The following is a 17,161-nucleotide window of genomic DNA, read 5'->3' on the forward strand; positions in this document are numbered from 1 at the left end:
GCAGGATTGTCATGACCACCCCCTCCAACTCGACTCCCTCGACCACCTTGCTCGTCGAGAAATGACCACAGGGCCGGAAGACGCCACCACGCCGCAGGTCAGCGTCTGCATGGCGACGTACAACGGCGAGGAGTTCGTCCAGGAACAGCTGCGCTCGATCCTCGAGCAGCTCGGCCCGCACGACGAGGTGGTCGTCGTCGACGACGCGTCGACGGACGGGACTGCCCAGCGCGTCGAGGAGATCGGTGACGCGCGCGTCCGCCTGACGCGGGCGCCGCGCAACCGGGGCTACGTCCGCACCTTCGAGCACGCGCTGTCCTCGGCGCGGGGTCGGTTCGTCTTCCTGGCCGACCAGGACGACGTCTGGCGACCAGGGCGGGTCGAGGCCATGGTCGAAGCGCTGGGCGGCGCGGACGTCGTCGCCACGAACCTTGCCACGCTGGGGGGCGGCGAGTCCCTCCGGGGACCCTTCGGTCAGCCCGACTGGACGCTGCGCGCGGCCGACTCCACCCGGCACGTGCGCAACGTCCTCGGCGTCCTCGCCGGGAACCGCCCGTACTACGGGTGCGCCATGGCGGTGCGTCGCGAGCACCTCGACGTCGTCCTGCCCTTCCCGGCCTATCTCGTGGAGTCGCACGACCTCTGGATCGCGCTCAGCGGCAACCTCGCCCGGAGCATCGCGCACCTCGACGTCCGCTCTCTCGAGCGTCGGCTCCACGGGGACAACCAGACTCCGGCGCGCCCGCGCGGCGTGCGGGCGGTCTTCGCCTCGCGCTGGCGCCTGCTGCGCTCCTTGCTGGTCCTCCGTCGCCGTCTTCGCGGACGCTCTAGCACTACCCTGGACGCCGGGGCGACCTCCGGCCCCCTCCCGCTCGACCGGACGGAGCACGACGCGTGACCTCGACGACGGCAACCATGGACTCGAGGAACAACAGCCTCAATCTCGTCCGTCTGGTCCTCGCCACCCTGGTCCTGGTGTCCCACGCGTTCCCGATCGCCGGAGCCGGGGATGGTCCGGGCATCGCGGGCGAGAACCTCGGTGGGTGGGCGGTCATTGGCTTCTTCGCGATCAGCGGCTACCTCATCACCGGCAGCCGTCTCCGGACGAGCTTCGGGGTCTACCTCAGCCATCGCGTCGCACGGATCTTCCCGGCGTTCCTCGGCTGCCTCGTCGTCGTGGGTTTCGGCTTCGCGCCTCTCGGCTACCTCAGCCAGAACGGGACGCTCGCCGGCTTCCTCACCACGCCGAACACGCCTGCGAACTACGTGTTCGCGAATGCAGGACTCCGGATGTCGGACTACTCGGTGGCCGGCACCCTCGCGGACGTACCCCACCCCGGTGCCTGGAACGGCTCGCTCTGGACCCTGTACTACGAGTTCCTGTGCTACCTCGTCGTCGGAGTCGCGGCGAGCTTCGCCGTGACGCGGAGGTCCCCCTGGGTCCTCGCCACGCTGTTCGTGGTCAGTGTGGCGGGTCGGGCGAACAACGACCTGCTCCTGCGGCTCTTCGGTGGCAACACGGACATCCAATGGCTCTTCAAACTCTTGCCGTACTTCTTGGGGGGTGCGCTCGTGTGGATGCTGCGCGAGCACATCCCGTTGCGCTGGTACGTCGCTGCCGGGTCGGCAGCGCTCGTGGTGCTCGCGGTCTGGGTCGCGCCCTCGTGGGGAGGGCAGCTCGCAGCGCCCTTCTTCGCCGTGGTGATGCTCTGGATCGGACGGACGGTGCCCTCGCCGTCCTGGTTCCAGCGCAACGACATCTCCTACGGGCTGTACGTCTACGCGTTCCCCGTCCAGCAGCTCGCCACCCTGCTCGGTGTGGCCGCGCTGGGTGTCACCGTGCACATCCTCGTGACCCTGCCGGTCGCGCTGCTACTCGCAGCGGCGAGCTGGTTCTGGCTCGAGCGCCCCGTCATGCGCGCGGCGAAGAGCCGGCCGAGCATCGTCCGTGGCGACGACCGAGGCTTCGTCGCTCCCGCGCCGACCACGCTCCCGGAGGAGTCCTCTCGTCCGGCGGTCGGCGCGGGCTGACCCTGCGCCGACCGCCGGACGGCCCAGGCGTCTACTCGACCCCAGGCTGGTCGTCGATCCAGGCGGCGAGCCGCTCCACGCCCTCGCGCAGCAGGAACCGCGGCTCCCACCCGAGCCGCTCGCGCGCATCCGTCACGTCAGCCCAGGCGTGCCGCACGTCCCCGTCGCGGAACTGCCCCGTCACGTGAGGCTCGGGCGCCCCATAGCGTTCGGCGATCAGCTCTGCCGCCGTGCGGATGGTCTGGGTCTCCCCCGATCCGATGTCGATCGGGTCGGGGCCCACAGAGTCCGCGACCGCTGCGCGGACGACCGCAGCGGCGACGTCGTCGATCAGCACGAAGTCACGACGGACCTCGCCGTCCTCGTAGAGGGGGATCGACTCTCCACGCCGAGCCATCCGGCAGAACAAGGACATGATGCCCGTGTACGGGTTCGACAACGACTGCCCGGGACCGTAGACGTTCTGCAGCCGCAGGACGCGCGCGTCGACGCCGTACGCGTCGGCCCAGGGGCGCAGGATGTGCTCCTGGGCCAGCTTGGTCGCGGCGTAGACGCTCGCAGGCTGCGGCGCGACGCTGCTCGCGCGCATCGCCGTCGGCTGCGCGGAGTCGAAGTCCCAGCGGCCCGCGGCCAGCATCTCGTGGGTCCGCTGCCCAGGATAGAACTGCTCACCGCCAGGTACGCGACGCCATGCGCCCTCCCCGTAGACGGCACGGCTGCTGGTGAGCACCATCCGGCGCGGGATCGCGTCGTGCCGCCGCAGGGCATCGAGCATCTGCGTCGTGCCGACCACGTTGACGGACCCGTGCCGGGTCGACTCGGTGAGCGACTGCCCCGTACCCGTCTCCGCCGCGAGGTGCACGACGACGTCGGGCTTCGTGGACTCCAGGAGGGCGTCCCACGCGTCGGCGTCCGTCACATCGCCTACATGGAGCTCGACCTCCGGGTGCAAGCCGCGAGGCCGCTCGGGCGTCGCATGCACTTGCGGGTGCATGTTGTCGATCGCAACCACGCGATCGAACGCAGAGAGCAGGGGTGTCGAGATCGCCGAGCCGATGAAGCCGGCGCCTCCGGTCACCAGGGCGGTATTCACACGAATCACCTTTCGTTACGCACGTGTCGGGTCCAGTGCCGCGGGCTCAGGAGCGCCAACCCCCGAGAGCGTGGCGCAGCATAGGCTTCGGCGAGGCCTCAGGGCTCTTGACCGCCTTGGGCAGGAGCGCGAGCGCGTGCAACCGCGACGTGATGTGCAGCTGTGCGGCGAACCGCGCGCGCTTCCACCCGATCGCCCCCACCTGCTGCGCGGCGAGCCGGAAGTACTCCTGCTCCCCCGCGAAGCGCTTGCCGTTGAGGAGCGTCGCGGACGACGCGCTCGCCTGGTGCCGGCGGTAGGAGAAGCACACCGTCGGCTCGAGGAGCATGACAGCCCCCTGCGTCACCATGTCGATGACGACCGCGAGGTCCTGGATGAGCGGGAACCCGTCCCGGAACGGCGTCGCGGCGAGCCTCTCCCGGCGGAAGACGAGCGACGGCCAGTACATCCAGTCCGCACGCAGGAGGCTCGCCGCGAGCTGTTCGCCGGAGACCAGCCGCGGGCCGGACGACCGGAGCATCGTCACGGACCTCTTCACCGTGTCCACCAGAGTGGAGACCTCGCGCCCGTCCTCGTCGATGACGGCGACGCCCGGCTGGACGATGTCCGCCGAGGGAAAGGCCCCCACCGCGCGGAGCACGACCTCGACGAACTCGGGGTGCAGCAGGTCGTCACACCCGAGGAGCATCATGTACTCCTCGGTCGCGAGGTCGACGCACGTCCGGTAGTTCGCCGTGATGCCCTCGTTCTGCTCCTTGCGCACGTAGCGCACCCGCGGGTCGTCGATCGCGGCGAAGTACGCGGGAACGCCCTCGTCGGGGTACGCGTCGTCGACGACGGTCAGACGCCAGTCGTCGCTCGTCTGCGCCAAGACGCTGTCGACCGTCGCGCGGAGAAGGGCCGGGTCGCCCCAGTACGGCAGCATGATGTCCAGGGGCACGTCGTGGGCCTTCCCAAGGTGTCGTCGTCGCTTCGCCAGACCGGTGGCGGCGGCACCCGATGCTAACGCAACTGCCGTTCGGGCCGCGTGCCCCTAGGCCGAGCGCGGACAGCGATCCACACACCCTGTCCGTGGATAGGATCGTCACCATGCCCGCGCCCTCGCCACGCCTCCTGGTGATCATTCCCTCGTGGAACGAGGAGGTCACCCTCCCGCAGGTCATCGAGGAGACACGCGCGACAGTCCCCTGGGCTGACATCCTCGTCGTCAACGACGGGTCGACGGACCGCACGTCCGAGGTCGCCCGCGCCGCGAAGGCGGAGGTCCTCGACCTTCCCCTCAACCTGGGCGTCGGCGGCGCGATGCGTGCCGGGTACAAGTACGCCCGCCACCACCGGTACTCGTACGCGGTCCAGCTCGACGCCGACGGCCAGCACGACCCTCGCGACATCCCCCGCCTGCTCGAGGCGTGCGAGTCCGGACCGTACGACGTCGTGATCGGAGCCCGGTTCGCCGGCCGGGGGACGTACGTCGTCCGCGGACCGCGGCGCTGGTCCATGCGGATGCTCTCGGTCGTGCTGTCACGTGTCACGGGGGCTCGCCTGACCGACACGACCTCCGGGTTCAAGCTCAGCAACACCAGAGCCATCCGGGTCTTTGCGTCGAACTACCCGGCCGAGTACCTCGGCGACACCGTCGAGGCGCTCGTGATCGCGGCACGCGCCGGCCTGCGTGTCGACCAGGTGGGGGTCGAGATGCGCCCGCGGGCAGGGGGCACCCCGTCGCACAGCCCGCTCAAGGCTGCGATCTTCCTCGGTCGGGCGCTTCTCGCGCTCGTCGTCGCCATCTCACGTCCGAGCGAGAACTTGATGGAGGTCACCCCGTGAGCGGCTACCTGTTCTCCGTCGCGCTCTGCCTCGTTCTCATCGCTTTCCTCGTGCAGCTCCTGCGCAAGCGCCGGATCAGGGAGAAGTATGCCGGGCTGTGGATCGCGGTCGCGATCGGTGTGACGATCCTGGGTGCCTTCCCGACCGTCGCCCAGCGCATCGCCCAGGTCGTCGGGGTGACCTTGCCCGTCAACCTGGTGTTCGCCGTCGCGATCCTCATCCTGCTCATCGTGTGCGTCCAGCTGAGCGTCGGCGTCTCCGGTCTCGACGAGAAGGTGCGGACCCTCACCGAGGAGGTGGCGCTCCTTCGGCTCCAGCTCGAGCAGGGTGAGTTGCGCGCCCACGAGATCGTGCCTCCGCAGCCCTCCGGGACGGACGCCGGGGGCGCCTCGGACAACGACCGTCGGACATCACCGCCCCACCAAGACTGACGAGGAGACACACGGAGCTCCCATCGAGCGATTCGTGGGTCGACCACCTAGTCTCGGTCCGGGAGGTTTCGACGTGGCACGGTACAAAGCAGCACGGTGGATGCCGATCAGCCAGAACTACGGGGCTGATCGCGCTCGCACCCGCGCGGTCGTGCTCCATGTCGACGCGGGGGGTGCTGACTCTCTGTACGGGTGGTTCAACAATCCCGCGGCGCTCGCCTCGAGCCACTTCTACGTCAAGTACAACGGAGTCGTCGAGCAGTACCTCGACACCAGCGTCACCGCATGGACGCAACGGAGCGGGAATGCGAGCTGTATCGGGATCGAGACGCAGGGAAAGGGCGACGGCACGTGGACGGAGGCCCAGCTCTCCGCTCTGGCGCCGTTGCTCAAATGGCTGTGCCAGTACTACAGCCTGCCTGTCTCGGACATGCGCAACTCGCTGCCGAACTCCACCGGGATCGGCCTCCACCGTTACGGGATCGACCCGTGGCGTGTCTCTGGCGGCGAGGTCTGGGGCGCGAACGGAAAGGTCTGCCCCGGCGACGGGCGGGTCGCGCAGCTTCCCGGCCTGCTCCAGCGTGTCCGTAACCTGCCGCCGCCCCTCAGAGAATGGAACCCAGACGAGATGCCCATCATCTACCGCGCCGGGGGCGAGCGAACGCCCTACGGGATCTTCGGTCACAACGGAGGCTGGGTCGAGCTCCAGACCAAGGCTGAGTACGACAACCTGCGCAACGCCGGTGTGCCGGTGGTGTGGGTGGAGAGAAGGACGCTCGACAACCTGGTCCGCGACGCGCGGGCGAATTGATCCCTGGTCGACCCTCCGCCCGGACGGGCGTCAGCCGACGACGCGAGCGAGTTCCGCCGCGGCCGAGCCGCTCTCGATAGCGCTGTCGAATACGGGCGCTACGAGAGCTTCCTGACCCTCGCGCGAGAAGATCCGCGCCACCATCTGGTCGGCGCGCGCCGTCGTCGCCGGAGCCTCGTCACGGAGTTCGTCCGGGGTGTCGACGACGGGGTTTCCGGACGCGAGCGAGGTGACCTCGATGCCCTCCTGCGTCGCGGTGGATCCTTCATACCGCACGTCGGCAAGAGCCTGGAGCACCTTCACCGCTCGCTCGGGCAAGGTGGACGAGGAGGCGACGCCGAGCACCCAGGTGGGCAAAGCGAGCCCGATGTTCCCAGCAGGACCCGCCGGGAGTGATGTCGACCCGATCACGCCGTCTGGGTCTAGCGTCTTGAGGATCGGCAGGAGGCCGTCACCTGCGACGAGCAGCCGCGCCTGGCCGGAGCTGAAGCGCTCCACCGCCTCGACGAGCCCGCGAGCAGGCTCCTGTCCAGCGGAGCAGTCGACGACCATCTGGCGGAGGAACCCGTAAGCGCGGGAGCTCTCGATCCCCGCCAGGCCGATCATGCCGTCCTCGGCGACGAACCCGCCGAAGGCGTACACCATGGGCAGGACCGTGGCGGCGTCGTCCACGAGGACGACGCCCGCGACCCCGGCTGAGTCGTCGGTCAGCTGGTAGGCGGCAGCGATCAGGTCGTCCAGCGACTCTGGCTCCCGACCACCGAGCGCCGTCAGCATGTCGTCCCGGTGATAGACGACAGTCTCGTCGCTCACGAACGGGATACCCGGGAGCGCACCGCCCGCGTCCGCCGTCGCGAGGGCCTGTTCCAGGCCGGTACGTCCGCGGAGGTCGAGCCGCCCCGTGCTCACCAGCGACCCGACGTCCTGTACCCGGCCCGCGGCGAGCGCGTCCTCGGCCTCAGCACCCACGTGCAGCAGAGCGAGGTCCGTCCCTGCCCAGTCAGCGTCCTGCATGGTGGGACCGTCGATCCTGCGGACCGCGACCGAGAGACCGGTCCGACCCGTGATCTGATCCAACGAGGCCTCGACAGTGTCGAGCCAGTCGTGCCGCGGTCCCGTGATCACCACCTGTGGCTCTGCTGCCGTCCCCGCGGCCGCTGCGCGTCGTGTCAGGGTCTGCCCGCCGAGAGATGCCACCGCAATCCCCCCGGCGACGAGCCGGCTGAAGTCTCGCCGTGTGATGTGCACCAAATCCTCCTCACGTCGGTCCGATGCTACGCGGGGCCGCCCCGCCGCACCCGGCAGGGCTCACCGGACGTCACCGGCGAGGCGCCGGCGATCAGCGATCAGCGATCAGCGATCAGCGAGGAACCGTCAGTCGCTGCACCCGACGATCTCGAACAGACGCGCGTCGCCCTCGGCGTCCACCAGGCGAAGGTGCTCACCCTCGCGCAAGTTCTCCAGGCCGGAGTAGTCGATGGACATGTTCCGTCCGTCGTTCACGAACCGATCGCCGAAGTCCAACACGTGCGTGACCCCCGAGGTCACGACGGCCGCGCACACCTCCGGGTCGTCGTCGATGTTCACCAGGTCAGCGTCGAGGACGAGGACATCCTCCGGGACCTGCGTCAGGATGTGCTTCTCCGTGACCTCACGATCCGCAAGGGCGTACGCGAGCGCCGCACCGGTCCACGGGTTACCTGCGATCACCGCGTCTGGCGGAGTCAGCGCGTCGAGCCTGCCGAGCAGCGCCGCTTCGTCGTCGTCCACGAGCGGCGAGTCGGCGGCCTGCTGGTAGCGCTCTGCTCCCTGTCGCGCGACCTCGCGGACGTTCTCGCCCTGCGAACCCCACAGCAGGAGCAGCGAACCGAGCACTGCGAGGCCGGTCGAGATCGTCCGTCGCGCCGTCACACCGAGAGACAGCGCGTCCCCCGCCTTGTCGGCGAGGAAGCTCACAGCGGCCACGATGCCGACGGTGCCCAGGACGGCCACGACGAGAGACCCTGTCGGCATGATCGCGGCGATGCGGTTCGAGTCGTTGTACCAGACCCCGGTCACCCAGTATCGGAACGGGCTGTAGGGAGTTCCCGAGATCACCACGAAGAGGAAGGCCGACACGAAGAAGGGCCCGCATAGCCAGAGCCTGCGTGGGTCCCTCACAGCGGTCACGAGTCCTGCCACGATCAGCACAGCGACCAGCCACGACACCGGGCGGTCGAGGTGCGCTCCGGAGAGCGACTCACCGATGGCCTGTGCCTGGCTCTGCGGAGGTGGCCACTGGGAGGCCGCGTACGGCGGCCTGATGTTGCGCCACAGCACCATGGTCGCCAGGACGACGACGAGACCCGCCACAGCCACCACGGCGAGGGACCGACGGCGCGAGCCCGCTCCGCCTCCCCACGCCGCGCGAAGGTGACGCCAGCCGCACCAGGCGAGCAGCGGGATTGAGAGCGCGATCCATGACATGGCGCCGTTGGGGTGCGAGAGCGCGACACCAGCGAGACCGACGAGCACGAGCAGCGCGTCCCGTACGAACCGGAGGACACCACCGGGTTCAGCGCCGTCCGGGAGCCCGAGCAGCGCAGCGGTCGCACCGAGCAGCGCGGGCAGGAGCGCTACCGCCAGGAAGTTCGGATACAGGACTCCGAAGTTGATCAGGAGCAGGGGGAACGATCCGAAGGCGGTGCTCAGCACGCCCGCGACGGGAAGCGTCCAGACCCGCCCCGGAAAGAGGACCGAGACCAGGTAGATGCAGCCTGCGGGCCAGACCAGCGTGGCGATCACCAGGTTCGTCGCGCTGATCGCGGCGGGAATCGAGGTACCCGTCGTGGCGACGACGAGCGAGACGACGTCATGCCACGCACCCGGGTAGAACGCGATGGACGTGACTCCGCCGAGGTCGAGCGACGAACCTGAGCCTGTCTCGAGGATGTACCGGATCGCGTTCAGGTGGAACACGTTGTCGAAGGTCTGGGAGAAGTTCTCCGGGCTCCCGACGACGAAGACGAATCGTCGTGCGATCAGCACCGCCGCGACGGCAAGCCCCAGCCCGGCCGCCCACCAGCCCGCAGACGGGCCGGGGGCCCTGTTCGTTGCCCGTCGTCGCGCGGCCAAGAACCGCAGCAGCCCGAAAGGCAGGGCTACAAGAGCAGACGTCGCGAACGGGACCCAGAGGGACCAGCCGATGCCCGCGAGCCCTGCCGCGACCGCACTCACCGCGACGACCCCCACGGACACGACGGGACCGAGCCCCACGGTCCGCAGCGAGAGAGGTGCCGCCGCGGCGAGCACGATCATCCCCGGGACGAAAAGCACGGCCAGCGCGACGCAGACCTCCGGGAGGAGGTCCCACCAGCTCATGTCAGAGCTCCGAGCGGCGACGACACGGCGTCAGGGCTGGCCGTGACGCACCTCATGCGTCGACGCCCCCGCTCTCCAGTCGCGTCCCCCGGGCGAAGTGGGGGGCGAGCTTGTTGTCCACCATCGACAACGCCGAACCGATGGCCATGTGCATGTCGAGGTACTTGTACGTGCCCAGCCGACCACCGAAGAGGACGTCGCTCTCCCCCGCCGCGAGGTCGCGGTAGGCGAGCAGGCGCGCGCGGTCCGCGGCGGTGTTCACGGGGTAGTACGGCTCGTCGGCCTTCTCCGCGAAGCGGGAGAACTCCCGCATGATCACGGTCTTGTCCGTCGGGTAGTCGCGCTCGGGGTGGAAGTGCCGGAACTCGTGGATGCGCGTGTACGGGACGTCGGCGTCCGCGTAGTTCATCACCGGGGTGCCCTGGAAGTCGCCGACCGGGAGCACCTCCTCCTCGAAGTCGAGCGTGCGCCACGAGAGGTCGCCCTCGGCGTAGTCGAAGTAGCGGTCGACCGGACCCGTGTAGACCACCGGCACGTTGCCGACCACGTTGCCCTTGCTCACGGGCTGCGACTCGTCGAAGAAGTCGACGCCGAGCCGGACCTCGATGTTCTTGTGGTCGGCCATGCGCTCGATCCAGGCCGTGTAGCCGTCGACCGGGAGCCCCTCGTGCGTGTCGTTGAAGTAGCGGTTGTCGTACGTGTACCGCACGGGGAGCCGCGAGATGATCGACGCCGGGAGGTCGCGCGGGTCCGTCTGCCACTGCTTCGCGGTGTACTCGCGGATGAACGCCTCGTAGAGAGGGCGGCCGATGAGGGAGACGCCCTGCTCGTCGAGGTTCTCCGGCTTCTTGTCCCCGAGCTCGGCCGAGAGCTCCTTGACCAGCGCGCGGGCCGCGTCGGGGCCGTGCGCCGAGCGGAAGAACTGGTTGATGGTGCCGAGGTTGATCGGCATCGGGAAGACCTCGCCCTTGTGCGTGGTGTACACGCGGTGGACGTAGCTCGTGAACGCCGTGAAGCGGTTCACGTACTCCCAGACCCGCTCGTTCGAGGTGTGGAAGAGGTGCGCCCCGTAGCGGTGGACCTCGATGCCGGTCGTCTTCTCGGCCTCGCTGTAGGCGTTGCCGCCGATGTGGGTGCGACGGTCGATCACGAGGACCTTCCGGCCGTACTCCTCGGCGATGCGCTCAGCGACGGTCAGGCCGAAGAAGCCCGACCCCACGACGACAAGATCCGCGTCCACTCAAACTCCTCGTTAGGGATGACAACCGGAACAGACTAGCCGCACGGCCGCGGGTGGATCTCCCCTGCTGCCCCGTGCGTCACTTCGCCACGCGATGTTCACCGGGGCGCCTCCTCCGGCCCGCCCGGCGGGAGGTCGGCCCGGCCTCCGCGTCAGCCGGACCGGCGCAACCGCACCCACGCCCGGTACAGCGACCGACGTGCCGTCTCGGGGACCAGCCGGTAGCCACCACGGACGGCGACGTTCCGCGCGGCCTGGCCCACGGACGTGAAGCCCTCCCGACGCAGGCGCCGCTGCAGCTCGAGCTCCGACCGCAGCAGCTGCGTGCCGCCGCGGCGGGCGTAGGCCCCCGCGCCCACCCGGTAGCGCACGAGCGGCTCGGCGACGTTCGCCATCCGCGCCCCGTGCCCGACCAGCCGCGCGAAGAGCCAGTAGTCCTCCATCAACGGCAGGTCCTCGTACCCGCCGACGGCGGCGACGACCGAACGACGGTAGACGACGGTCGGGTGGTTGAACGGCGAGGCGAAGCGGGAGGTCTCCGCGATCTCCTCGGACGTCAGCGGGGGCACCCGCACGAGGCCGGCCTGCGCCTCGTCGTCGCCCTCGAACTCCTCGATCGCCGAGCCCACCACGTCCAGCCCTCCCTCGACGAGGGGGACCTGCACCGCGAACCGGCGAGGCCGGCTCACGTCGTCCGCGTCCTGCCGGGCGACGATCTCGTACGAGCACGCGGCCAGCCCGGCTTCGAGGGCGAGCGCGAGGCCGACGTTGTCGTCGAGGTCCACGGTCACCACCGGGACCGCGCTCCGCTCCCCGATCTCCGCGAGCACCGCGGAGAGGTCAGGACCCACGGGTCCGTCCCGGACGATCACCACCTCGGACGGGCGGAGCTCCTGGTCGTCGACGACGGACCGGAAGGAGCGCCGCAGGTAGTCAGGTCGGTCGCCCCGGTAGACGGGCAGGAGCACCGAGAACGGTGGCGTCACGCCGCCTTCCCGCCTCGGCCGCCGTCCAGCCGGAGGATCGGCCCGACGTCCGTCCCCGCGCCGCTCAGGACCTCGGCGTTGGTGCGCGGGGCCCGGAGCAGGCCGTCTCGCAGGCCCTTCGCCCCGCTGCGCACCAGGACGTCGCGCCGGTCCGACCGTCGCAGCGTCCGGGCCCACCGCCGCAGGCTCGCTCCGCCGTACAGCAGGCGCTCGGCGGGGGCGAGGGACGACGACCTCGTGAGCATCCAGGTCTTGTTCCGCACCTCGAAGTAGAAGCGCTCGCCCGGGTCGGCGTCGGTCGCCCCGAAGGTCTTGGTGCGGTGCTCGACAACGCTCGTGGGGACAGCGAGGCCTGTCCCTCGGCGCAGGAGCCGCGCGGAGTACTCGAAGTCGTCGTTCCAGATGAAGTAGTCGGCCACGGGCAGCCCGTGGTAGCGCACGGCCCGCGCGTCGACGAGCATCGAGACGAACGACGAGGACCGCACGGGCGTGGCCCCGGCCGCCCGCGCCGCGGCGAGCTCCCCCGGCGAGGCGCCGGGCCGCGTCCGCGGCGTGTTCATCGGGTGGTCCCGCCCGTCGTGCCAGACCACCCTGCTGCCGAGGACGGCGACCGGGCCGTCGTACCTCTCGCGTGCGCGCAGGAGCTCGGAGAGCGCGGCCGGCGTGGGGATCGTGTCGTCGTCCATGAGCCAGACGAGGTCGGCGGAGAGCGCATCGACGGCGTGGGCGATGCCGGTGGCGAAGCCTCCCGCGCCACCGGTGTTCTGCTCGAGCGGGATCACGGTGGCGCGGACCGGGTGCGCCGCGGCGACGTCCTTCGACCCGTCGTCCGAGGCGTTGTCGACGACGACGACCGCGTCGAGGGGTCGGTCCTGCGCAGCCAGGGCGTCGAGCGCCTGGGTCAGCAGGTCACGACGGTTGTAGGCGACGACGACCGCGACGACACGCGGTGCCGGGGCGGGAGCTGGGGACGATCCGGACACGTCGAGCAGGCTACCGTGCGTCCTGGCCGCTCGGGGCCGACGACAGCCCACGGACGGCTGCGATCTCGTCCCGCAGGACCCGCAGGATCCGCTCCGCGGCGCCGGGCGCGCCGAGGAGCTCCTGGACGTTGCGGCGCTGCACCGACGCCAGGTCGTCACCGTCCGTGCGCACCTTCTCCACCACCCGCCGGGCGCTCGCGACGTCGTCGACCACGTGGGTCCCTGCCACGACGCGATCACCCACCTCGGTGAACGGCCGGTGCCCCGCCCGCTCCAGGAAGACCACCGGGGTGGTCAGGACCTGGGGCTCGACAAGCATGCTGAGCCCGTCGGTGATCACGACGTCCGTCGCGGCGAGCACCGGCGCGTACCGCTCGCTCTCCACCACGGCCGTGTTGCCCAGCGCGTCCCAGCGCGTCCTCCAGTCGGCGTAGCGCTCGACCGGGCAGGGCGACTCGGGTCGCTCGAGGTACGGCCGGAGCGCGGGGTGGGGCATCCAGACGATCTCGACGTCGCCTTCCCGTGCCCATGCCAGCATGTCCTCGGCGACCTCGGGGAACAGCCCGAAACGTGTCCAGCCCTGGCCGATCGAGTGGTGCGAGGACCAGACCACCCGCGGGCGACGCCCACCTGACGGCCCGGCCGTCGCGACGGGCCAGCTCGGCTCCGCCGCCCGGAGCACGTCAGCCTTCGGGTGCCCGACCACGCGGAACTGGCGCCCCGCGGTCACGCCGTCGCGCACCGCGGCCCGGCGTGACTCCTCGTTCGCGCAGAACACGAGCCAGGCGGCGCGGTGGAGCTCGGAGTCCACGGCGGTGTTCGTCGTGCCGGACCGGGGCTCGGGGACGTTGACCACGAGGTTCATCGTCTCGTAGGGCACCAGGCACAACCGCGCGAACGAGAGGAGCTCGACGGCGAGCCCCTCGTCGACGTCGCGGTCCCACTGCGACTGGCGCACGACGAGGTCGGGCTCGAGCAGCTTCACGAAGCGCAGCACGTCGGGGACCCGGTCGCCGGCGGCACGCAGGTGCGGCACGCCCCGCTCCGCGAGACCCGCGTGCACGACGTCCTCGTCGCGCAGCGGCCCCACCCCGCCGAACCGGCGCGGCAACGAGACCACGACCGGGTCGAAGTCCGGCGCGGCCGCCATCGCGGCGAAGAGCTCGTCGAGGCTGTCCCAGGCCTCGATGTGGTGCACCAGGAAGACGACGCGTGCGACGGGCCGGGCGAAGGCGCCTCGCCGGGTCGCGAGGTTGACGGTGTCGTTCAGGACCCGCAGGGACCGCGAGTGGGCGTCGCCCCGGCCGGCTACGGCCCGCTCCAGCTCGTCCGTCCGACGGGCCAGCTCGGCGTTCTGCTCGCGGAGCGCGCCGACCCTCCGGACGAGGCCGTCCAGCACGCTCTCGAGCCGCTGGGTCCGCTCGTCGACACCCACGATCCGGTGCGCGAGCGAGCGGAGCGTGGACCACGACTGGCGGACCGATCGCACGAGCACCTCGGGTCTTCGTCGAGCCGGAGGAGCCCCCTCACTCCCTGTCAGGCGAAGGATAGTGCACGCGACGAGGGCGCCCGGCGACGCCCGCGCCGCGGGCCGACACAACTCCTCCACCCCCTGCCCGCCGCCCGCTCGCCGCCGCGCCGCACGCCGCGCCTATGCTCGACTCCCGTGACGTCACGTTCCCGCGCCCAGGGCCGCTCCGCGGCGGCGACCCCGCCGTCCCGCGGCCCCGCGCACGCCCGGACGCTGCGCACGCACCGGGTCGCGCGATCGGTCGGCCTCGTCGCCACGGCGGTGCTCGCGCTCGGGGCGGTCGGCGGCGCCTCCGCGCTGTCGAACATCCAGGGCAACATCACGTCGTCGAGCGCGCTCGACCTGCTCGACGACCGTCCCGCGCAGACCACCCCGGACCCGAGCGACCCGAACGCCGGGAAGCCCCTCAACATCCTCGTGATGGGGTCCGACGCGCGCGGCGGGGAGAACGGCCACGACGTCGAGGGCGTCGAGGGCATGCGCTCGGACACGACGATCCTCGTGCACGTGTCCGCCGACCGCTCGCGCGTGGAGATGATCTCGATCCCGCGCGACTCGCGCGTCGACGTCCCGGCGTGCACCACGACGAACGGGAAGACGACCGCGCCGGCGAACACGCGCTTCAACGCCGCTTTCGCCAACGGGGCGACGGTCGGCGGGGACGTCGACTCCGCGGCGGCGTGCACGGTGCGGACCGTCGAGAGCCTCACCGACGTCTTCGTCGACGGCTTCGTCGTCGTCGACTTCGCGGGCTTCCAGAACATGGTGTCGGCGATCGGCGGGGTGCGCATGTGCATCCCCGAGGCGATCGACTCCCCCAAGGCGGACCTGCAGCTCGCCGCGGGGTGGCAGACGCTCGACGGCGCCCAGGCGCTCGGCTTCGCGCGCGCCCGGTACGGGGTGGGCGACGGGTCGGACCTCAGCCGCATCGGCCGGCAGCAGCAGCTCCTCGCCGCGACGGTGAACCAGGTGCTGTCGAAGAACGTGCTCTCGGACCTCGGCCAGATCTACGGCTTCGTCGACGCGGGCACCAGGTCGCTGACGATGAGCGACAACCTCTCGTCGATCCCAAGCCTCGCCGGGCTCGCCTTCAGCCTCCGGGGCACGTCGAGTGGCAACATCACCTTCATGACCGTTCCCCACGCGCCGGACCCGCGGGCTCCCGACGCGAAGGTCGTCTGGACGCCGGAGGCCGACGAGCTGTGGGCGAAGGTGCGCGCGGACGAGCCGATCGTCGCGCCCGCACCCGCGGCCGACCAGCCGGCCGACGACGCCGCGACCGACGCGCCACCGGCGAGCGAGGGCGACGACGCCCCGGCGCCCGGCACCGCCGCGGACGAGCCCGCGCCGGTGCAGACGAAGGAAGCCGGCAAGGAGGCGTTCTCCGCCGCCGACGAGACCGCGCAGTGCGGGTGATCCCATGACCGACTCCCGCGACCCCCGCTCGCTGCCCCCGAGCTTCACGCCCCAGGGCGGCCGCTCGCCCCGGCCCACCTCGGCCGACGACGCGATCGCCGTCGGGAACAGCGGTCGCTCCCGCCCGCCGGCCCGGCCCGTGCCCGACGACGCCGTCCGGGCCGAGCCGCGCATCCGGCGCCAGTCGTCGCGCGAGATCCCCGTGACCCCGGCCCGCCAGGGCACGCCGCCGCCGGCGCCGCCCGCAGGGCGCACGCGCCCCCGGAACGAGCCCGCGGCCTCGGCGCTGCCCCCGTCCGTCGCCCCGACGCGGTCGCCCGAGCGCTCGGCTCCCGCCCGCGTCTCGTCGTCCCCGCACGCGAGCGCGCGCGCCGCGACCGCGAGCCCGGGACGGGGCCCCGCACCGGTGTCCCGTCCGCGCCCGGGCGGTCCCGGCCGCCCCGGCGACGGCCGCCCGCCGTCGACCGCCGGCGCGTCCCGTCCGGGCGGCGGCTTCCGCGTCCGCAAGGGCCGCATCGTCGGGCTCGTCGCCGGTGTCGTCATCGTCGCGCTCCTCGCCTGGCCCGTCGGCCTCCTCATCTGGGCCAACGGCAAGATCCAGCACGTGGAGGCGCTCTCCGGCGCTCCCGGCACCGCGGGCAACACCTACCTGCTCGCCGGGTCGGACGCGCGGGGGGACGGCATCAGCGAGGACGGCACCGAGGGCGCCCGAACCGACACGATCATGGTCCTCCACGCGCCGCCGAGCGGGCCGGTCGCGCTCATCAGCCTGCCGCGCGACACGTACGCGGAGATCCCGGGCAACGGGTCGAGCAAGCTCAACTCGGCGTACTCCTGGGGCGGTCCGGCGCTGCTCGTGCAGACCGTCGAGCAGCTCACCGGCCTCACGGTCGACCACTACGTCGAGGTCGGGTTCGGCGGTGTCGAGGGGATCGTGGACGCCGTCGGCGGCGTCGAGCTGTGCCTCGACTACGACGTGGACGACCCGAAGAGCGAGCTCGTCTGGACGGCGGGCTGCCACGTGGCCGACGGGCACACCGCGCTCGCGTTCTCGCGCATGCGGTACTCGGACCCGCAGGGCGACATCGGACGGGCCGAGCGTCAGCGCCAGGTCATCGGCGCGATCAGCTCGCAGGCCGCCGACCCCGGCATCCTCTTCCGCCCGGGCGACCAGGTCTCGCTGCTCGACTCCGGGCTGGGGGCCCTCACCGTCGACGAGAAGACCGGCATCGTGGACCTCGGCAAGCTCGCGCTCGCCTTCCGCAAGGCCAACGGGCCCGACGGCATCACCGGCACCCCGCCGATCTCGAACCCGGACTTCCGCCCCGGCGGCAACCTGGGGTCGACCGTGCAGCTCGACCCCGAGACGGTCGGCCAGTTCTGGGTCGACATCCGGGACGGCAACCTCGCGCCCGGTCAGGTGGGCGGCCTCCCCCGGCCGTGAGGCACGCC

The 17,161-nt window shown here is 71.2% G+C and carries 15 protein-coding genes; 7 read left to right on the forward strand and 8 right to left on the reverse strand.

The window, feature by feature from the left end; all coding sequences use genetic code 11:
- Positions 1-61 precede the first annotated feature (61 nt).
- Entirely contained in the window at positions 62-898 is an 837-nt protein-coding gene (locus HKK73_RS13930) for a glycosyltransferase (RefSeq protein ID WP_171468224.1), read from the forward strand.
- Positions 895-2,031 carry an acyltransferase gene (locus tag HKK73_RS13935; RefSeq protein WP_216607991.1) on the forward strand — a complete coding sequence of 379 codons (1,137 nt, stop codon included), beginning with the start codon at positions 895-897 and terminating at the stop codon, positions 2,029-2,031. Before HKK73_RS13930 ends, HKK73_RS13935 begins: the two co-directional genes overlap by 4 nt.
- Positions 2,032-2,062: 31 nt before the next feature.
- On the opposite strand, the gene HKK73_RS13940 is transcribed toward HKK73_RS13935, so the two are convergent.
- Both HKK73_RS13940 and HKK73_RS13945 read right to left on the reverse strand, forming a co-directional pair.
- Positions 2,063-3,124, reverse strand: coding sequence for an NAD(P)-dependent oxidoreductase (locus tag HKK73_RS13940; protein ID WP_171468226.1), 1,062 nt, complete (start codon positions 3,122-3,124; stop codon positions 2,063-2,065).
- 46 nt (positions 3,125-3,170) lie between these two features.
- A complete protein-coding gene (locus tag HKK73_RS13945; protein WP_216607993.1) occupies positions 3,171-4,064 on the reverse strand; it encodes a glycosyltransferase in 894 nt (297 codons plus the stop codon).
- A gap of 149 nt (positions 4,065-4,213) precedes the next feature.
- On the opposite strand from HKK73_RS13945, the gene HKK73_RS13950 reads away from it, so the two are divergent.
- The 3 genes from HKK73_RS13950 to HKK73_RS13960 all read left to right on the forward strand — a co-directional run bounded on the left by HKK73_RS13950 (position 4,214) and on the right by HKK73_RS13960 (position 6,193).
- The gene (locus tag HKK73_RS13950; protein ID WP_171468227.1) at positions 4,214-4,951 is read left to right on the forward strand and encodes a glycosyltransferase family 2 protein; all 738 of its coding nucleotides are present in this window, start codon (positions 4,214-4,216) and stop codon (positions 4,949-4,951) included.
- On the forward strand, positions 4,948-5,382 hold the full coding sequence (locus HKK73_RS13955) for a DUF2304 domain-containing protein (RefSeq protein ID WP_171468228.1): 435 nt from the start codon (positions 4,948-4,950) through the stop codon (positions 5,380-5,382). The genes HKK73_RS13950 and HKK73_RS13955 overlap by 4 nt, the downstream gene beginning before the upstream one ends.
- Before the next feature lie 100 nt (positions 5,383-5,482).
- Positions 5,483-6,193 (forward strand): N-acetylmuramoyl-L-alanine amidase, encoded by a 711-nt coding sequence (locus HKK73_RS13960; RefSeq protein ID WP_171468229.1) that lies wholly within the window; start codon positions 5,483-5,485, stop codon positions 6,191-6,193.
- Between the two features lie 30 nt (positions 6,194-6,223).
- Here HKK73_RS13960 and HKK73_RS13965 read toward each other — a convergent pair whose 3' ends face one another.
- The 6 genes from HKK73_RS13965 to HKK73_RS13990 form a co-directional block, all read right to left on the reverse strand.
- Complete coding sequence (locus HKK73_RS13965) at positions 6,224-7,441, reverse strand: extracellular solute-binding protein (RefSeq protein WP_171468230.1); 1,218 nt, start codon at positions 7,439-7,441, stop codon at positions 6,224-6,226.
- A 126-nt stretch (positions 7,442-7,567) separates the two neighbouring features.
- Positions 7,568-9,553, reverse strand: coding sequence for a DUF6541 family protein (locus HKK73_RS13970; protein ID WP_171468231.1), 1,986 nt, complete (start codon positions 9,551-9,553; stop codon positions 7,568-7,570).
- A gap of 52 nt (positions 9,554-9,605) precedes the next feature.
- Complete coding sequence (glf, locus tag HKK73_RS13975; RefSeq protein WP_114552672.1) at positions 9,606-10,793, reverse strand: UDP-galactopyranose mutase; 1,188 nt, start codon at positions 10,791-10,793, stop codon at positions 9,606-9,608.
- 152 nt (positions 10,794-10,945) lie between these two features.
- Entirely contained in the window at positions 10,946-11,779 is an 834-nt protein-coding gene (locus HKK73_RS13980) for a glycosyltransferase (protein WP_114552671.1), read from the reverse strand.
- The gene (locus tag HKK73_RS13985; RefSeq protein WP_144680930.1) at positions 11,776-12,762 is read right to left on the reverse strand and encodes a glycosyltransferase; all 987 of its coding nucleotides are present in this window, start codon (positions 12,760-12,762) and stop codon (positions 11,776-11,778) included. The genes HKK73_RS13980 and HKK73_RS13985 overlap by 4 nt, the downstream gene beginning before the upstream one ends.
- A gap of 10 nt (positions 12,763-12,772) precedes the next feature.
- Positions 12,773-14,257: a hypothetical protein gene (locus HKK73_RS13990; protein WP_171468232.1), complete on the reverse strand. Its 1,485-nt coding sequence runs from the start codon at positions 14,255-14,257 to the stop codon at positions 12,773-12,775.
- Positions 14,258-14,428: 171 nt separating this feature from the next.
- On the opposite strand from HKK73_RS13990, the gene HKK73_RS13995 reads away from it, so the two are divergent.
- Positions 14,429-15,709, forward strand: coding sequence for an LCP family protein (locus HKK73_RS13995; RefSeq protein WP_253705650.1), 1,281 nt, complete (start codon positions 14,429-14,431; stop codon positions 15,707-15,709).
- A 4-nt stretch (positions 15,710-15,713) separates the two neighbouring features.
- Entirely contained in the window at positions 15,714-17,153 is a 1,440-nt protein-coding gene (locus HKK73_RS14000) for an LCP family protein (protein ID WP_171468233.1), read from the forward strand.
- Positions 17,154-17,161: the final 8 nt, after the last annotated feature.

The sequence above is a fragment of the Cellulosimicrobium sp. 72-3 genome, from assembly GCF_013127315.1.
Lineage (GTDB): Bacteria > Actinomycetota > Actinomycetes > Actinomycetales > Cellulomonadaceae > Cellulosimicrobium > Cellulosimicrobium funkei.